Source organism: Streptomyces sp. AcH 505, assembly GCF_000818175.1.
Lineage (GTDB): Bacteria > Actinomycetota > Actinomycetes > Streptomycetales > Streptomycetaceae > Streptomyces.
The window spans coordinates 1,296,702-1,301,151 of sequence record NZ_JTIY01000001.1 but is presented as its reverse complement, the minus strand read 5'-3'; the positions used below and the strand labels follow the sequence as shown (position 1 = coordinate 1,301,151).

The 4,450-nt window shown below is 73.0% G+C and carries 5 protein-coding genes; 2 read left to right on the top strand and 3 right to left on the bottom strand.

Annotated features, from left to right (window positions below; genetic code table 11):
* Positions 1-230 precede the first annotated feature (230 nt).
* Positions 231-875, top strand: a complete 645-nt coding sequence (locus tag HY68_RS05920) for a PH domain-containing protein (RefSeq protein ID WP_041985232.1) — start codon at positions 231-233, stop codon at positions 873-875.
* 21 nt (positions 876-896) lie between these two features.
* Here the strand turns inward: HY68_RS05920 and HY68_RS05915 are convergent, their stop codons facing one another.
* From HY68_RS05915 to HY68_RS05905, 3 genes are all read right to left on the bottom strand, one after another.
* Positions 897-2,546, bottom strand: coding sequence for a phospho-sugar mutase (locus tag HY68_RS05915; RefSeq protein ID WP_041985230.1), 1,650 nt, complete (start codon positions 2,544-2,546; stop codon positions 897-899).
* Between the two features lie 139 nt (positions 2,547-2,685).
* A complete protein-coding gene (locus HY68_RS05910; protein ID WP_041985228.1) occupies positions 2,686-3,516 on the bottom strand; it encodes a purine-nucleoside phosphorylase in 831 nt (276 codons plus the stop codon).
* A 113-nt stretch (positions 3,517-3,629) separates the two neighbouring features.
* Positions 3,630-4,067, bottom strand: a complete 438-nt coding sequence (locus tag HY68_RS05905) for a gamma-glutamylcyclotransferase (protein WP_041985226.1) — start codon at positions 4,065-4,067, stop codon at positions 3,630-3,632.
* Positions 4,068-4,155: 88 nt separating this feature from the next.
* On the opposite strand from HY68_RS05905, the gene HY68_RS05900 reads away from it, so the two are divergent.
* A partial coding sequence (locus tag HY68_RS05900) for an FAD-dependent oxidoreductase (RefSeq protein WP_041985224.1) occupies positions 4,156-4,450 on the top strand: 295 nt, incomplete at its 3' end.

Sequence of the window (4,450 nt, the reverse complement as noted above, 5' to 3'; positions counted from 1 at the left end):
GGCGACACCGCAGTCCGGACACCCCCCTCCGCAGGACCCGGACCCCGGCACGGACGACGACAACCGCAACCACCGGACCCGGCCGCCCCCGCCGGACGGCGACACCGCAGTCCGGACACCCCCCTCCGCAGGACCCGGAACCCGGCACCAACCGCACGCGGTGCAACCAAATCCGCGCCCCCCGCCGGACGGCGACATCCCGCCGGAAGGCGATACGGCAGAATCGGGGTATGACGACCCCCGACCCCACCCCCACGCCGACCTACGCCGACCGCGTCTTCCGGTCCGGTGCCGGGATCGCCGGGGGTGTGCTGTTGCTTGTGCTCGCGTTCTGGCTCGGGGGTGACGCGCTCGTTCGGGGGACCGGGCGGGCCCCGTGGATCGCGCTTGCCGGGCTGATCTTCGCCGTACCGCTGATCTTCGCGTACACGCTGCGCCCCGCCGTCTTCGCCGGCGCCGATCTGCTGCGGATCCGTAACCCGTTCCGCAGCATCACCGTCCCGTGGGCCGCCGTCACCGGCGTGGAGGCGCGGTACACGACCGACGTGCAGGTCGAGGGCGGCCGGTTCCCGATGTGGGCCGTGCCCGTCTCGCTGCGGCAGCGCAAGCGCGCGTCGCGGCGCCAGGCGCGGGCCCCGCGGGACGTTCCGCAGGACCCGTACAACAGGACGTCCGTGCGGCCCCGGATCGACCACGCCGCCCAGGCGCAGCTCGCGCTCGCCGACCAGGCCGTGGTCGAGCTGCGCCTGCTCGCCGAGCAGGGGGCCGAGCGGCCCGGCGCGCAGGGCGCTCCGGTGGTGCGCTGGGCGTACGAGCTGATCGCGCCGAGCGTCGCCGGGCTCATCGTCATGATCGTGCTGTTCGTCACGGGCTGAGCCACAGCCCGGGGCCTCCGGTCAGAGGCCGGCCGCCGCCGACAGGTCCCGCTTCAGTCCGGCGAGTACCTCCGCCGCAGCGGCCCTGACCGTGTCGAGTTCGCTCGCCGCCGCCACCGGGACCACCACCTCCAGGTAGCACTTGATCTTCGGCTCCGTCCCGCTGGGACGGACGATGACCCGGGCCCGGTACGTGCCCTCCAGGTGGTAGCGCAGCCCGTCCGTGGGCGGCAGCTCCGGCGTGCCCTCGGCCAGGTCCTCCGCCGAGACGACCCGCAGCCCCGCCAGCTCCGTCGGCGGCCGCTCGCGGAGCCTGCGCATCGCGTCGGCGATCAGTGACAGGTCCTTGACCCGGACGGCGAGCTGGCCGGTGGCGTGCAGGCCGTGCGTGACGGCGAGGTCGTCGAGGAGATCGGTCAGCGTGCGGTCGGCCTGCTTGAGCTCCGAGGCGAGTTCGGCGACGAGCAGCGCCGCCGTGATGCCGTCCTTGTCGCGTACGCCGTCGGGGTCGACGCAGTACCCGAGCGCCTCCTCGTACCCGTACCGCAGCCCCTCGACGCGGGCGATCCACTTGAAGCCGGTCAGCGTCTCCTCGTACCCGAGCCCGGCGGCCGACGCGATCCGGCCGAGGAGCGAGGACGAGACGATCGACTCGGCGAAGGTGCCGGTCACGCCCTTGTGGACGAGATGCGCCGCGAGCAGCGCGCCCACCTCGTCGCCGCTGAGGCTGCGCCAGCCGGCCTCGGCCGTGTCGTCGGGGACGGCGACGGCGCAGCGGTCGGCGTCCGGGTCGTTGGCGATGATCAGGTCGGGACGCGCGGCGCGGGCCGTGGCGAACGCCAGGTCCATGGCGCCCGGCTCCTCCGGGTTGGGGAAGGCGACCGTCGGGAAGGCCGGGTCCGGCTCGGACTGCTCGGCCACCAGCACCGGTTCGGGGAAACCGGCCCGTGCGAAGGCCGCGAGGAACGTCTCCGTGCCGACGCCGTGCATCGCCGTGTGGACGACGCGCGCGGTGCGGGGTGTGCCGGGCGTCAGGACCGAGCCCGCGCGCTCCAGATAGGCCGTCAGGACGTCCTCACCGAGGGTCTCCCAGCCGTCGTCGGGCCGCGCGACCGTGTCCAGCGCGCCGATCGCCGCGATGGCCGCCGCGATCTCGCCGTCGGCGGGCGGCACGATCTGGGAGCCGCCGCCGAGGTAGACCTTGTAGCCGTTGTCCCGGGGCGGGTTGTGGCTCGCCGTGACCTCGACGCCCGCCACGGCGCCCAAGTGCTGTACGGCGAAGGCCAGTACGGGGGTGGGCAGTGCGCGGGGGAAGACGGCGGCGCGCAGCCCGGCGCCGGTCATCACGGCCGCGGTGTCCCGCGCGAAGTCGGCGGACTTGTACCGCGCGTCGTAGCCGACGACGACCAGCCCGCCGCCGTCGCCACGGGCCTTGAGGTACGCGGCGAGTCCGGCCGCCGCCCTGATGACGACGGCGCGGTTCATCCGCATGGGCCCCGCGCCCAGCTCGCCGCGCAGCCCTGCCGTACCGAACTGCAGTGTCCCGGCGAACCGTTCGGCGAGGGCGTCGAGATCCCCCGCGTCGATGAGCCGGCCCAGTTCCTCGCGGGTGTCGCTGTCCGGGTCCTCGGCCTGCCAGGCCCTGGCTCGCGCGACGATGTCCTGCTGCACGACGGTGAAGCCTCCTCGCGCCCGCTCGGGCGCCGCTCGCAAGTGGCCCGGTGTTCGTCCCTGCCCGGACCCGATGTCATTCCCCGCCGGGGCCGCTTCAGACCCCTCCGGAGCCGGTCTTCGGACCTGTTCGGGGTCTTCAGACCCGTTCGAGCACCTTGGCCAGCAGGGCGCCCATCTGCTTGGCCGAGTCGCGTCCCGCCTGCAGGACCTCTTCGTGGTTGAGCGGCTGTCCCGAGAGACCCGCGGCCAGGTTCGTCACCAGCGAGATGCCCAGCACCTCGGCGCCTGCCTCACGCGCGGCGATGGCCTCAAGGACCGTGGACATGCCCACCAGGTCGCCGCCCATCACCCGGACCATGTTGATCTCGGCGGGCGTCTCGTAGTGCGGGCCGGGGAACTGGACGTACACGCCCTCTTCGAGCGCGGGGTCGATCTCCTTGCACAGCGCGCGCAGCCGCGGCGAGTACAGGTCCGTGAGGTCGACGAAGTTGGCGCCGACGATGGGGGAGACCCCGGTCAGATTGATGTGGTCGCTGATCAGCACCGGCTGGCCCGGGCGCATGCCCTCGCGGAGCCCGCCGCAGCCGTTGGTCAGCACGACGGACTTGCAGCCCGCGGCGACCGCCGTCCGCACCCCGTGCGCCACGGCGGCGACGCCCCGGCCCTCGTAGTAGTGCGTGCGGCCGAGGAAGACCAGCGCGCGCTTGTCGGCGATGCGGTACGAGCGGATCGTGCCGCCGTGCCCCTCGACGGCGGGCGCGGGGAACCCCGGCAGCTCCGTGACGGGGAACTCGGCCTCGGGGGTGCCCAGCGCGTCGACGGCCGGTGCCCAGCCGGACCCCATCACCAGCGCGATGTCATGGGTCTGCGCGCCGGACAGCTCGCGCAGGCGCGCGGCGGCTCCGTCGGCGGCGGTGTAAGGGTCGGCGGGGCCCTCGGCGAAGGCCGGAATAACAGATGCGTTCACGCGGATGAGGGTAGCCGGTCATGCCCTACGCGCGTAGATGATGGCCGCACGTACTTCGGATCGTTGTGTTGTCGTTTCCTACAAGCGCCCGCGAGACCGCTGACGGACCCGCCTCAGCAGGGGCGTTTGCGCAGCTCCATCACATAGTCGTGCGGGGCGCCCGCCGAGTCGGCGGCGTCGGCCAGCTCGCCCAGGTAGCGGGCCGAAGGCAGCCCGCCCTCGTACCCGTTGAGCACGTACAGCCAGGCCGGCTCCTCGCCGTCCAGCGTGTCGACCCGCACCCGCATCCGGCGGTAGATGTCGAGGCCGACACCCTCCCAGCGGTCCATCGAGTCCTCGTCCATGGGGGCGATGTCGTACAGCGCGACGAAGACCTGCGAGCGCGGCGCCTCCACGATCGTGGCCAGCGCGCCCTCCCAGCCCATCTGCTCGCCGCCGAAGGTGAGCCGCCAGCCGTTGAGCCAGCCGGTACCGCGCAACGGGGAGTGCGGGGCGCGGCGGGACATCAGCCGCGCGTCGAGGTTGCCGGCGTACGCGGCGTAGAGCGACATGGGGTCGAGGGTACGGGAGGTACGGCCGGGGTGCCCGGACCCCCGGATGGTGGGACCCGGGGCGAAGCTACTTGAAGCGTGCGGGACAATGGAGTACGAACTGCATCCCGAAAGACAACCCGAGGCGGACGTTTTCGTGACCCGGATCGTGATCATCGGTGGCGGACCCGGCGGCTACGAGGCGGCGCTGGTCGGCTGCCAGCTCGGCGCCGAGGTGACCGTCGTCGACATGGACGGACTCGGCGGCGCCTCGGTGCTCACCGACTGCGTGCCGTCGAAGACCCTGATCGCGACGGCCGAGGTGATGACGTCCTTCGACTCCTCGTACGAGGAGCTGGGCATCATCGTGGCCGACGACACACCGCCTCTCGAGCAGGCGGCCC

What these genes read in the sequence shown, in the direction of transcription:
- HY68_RS05920 (WP_041985232.1), top strand. Translation starts at nt 231, where the DNA reads ATGACGACCCCCGACCCCACCCCCACGCCGACCTACGCCGACCGCGTC.
- HY68_RS05905 (WP_041985226.1), bottom strand. Translation starts at nt 4,067, where the DNA reads ATGTCGCTCTACGCCGCGTACGCCGGCAACCTCGACGCGCGGCTGATG.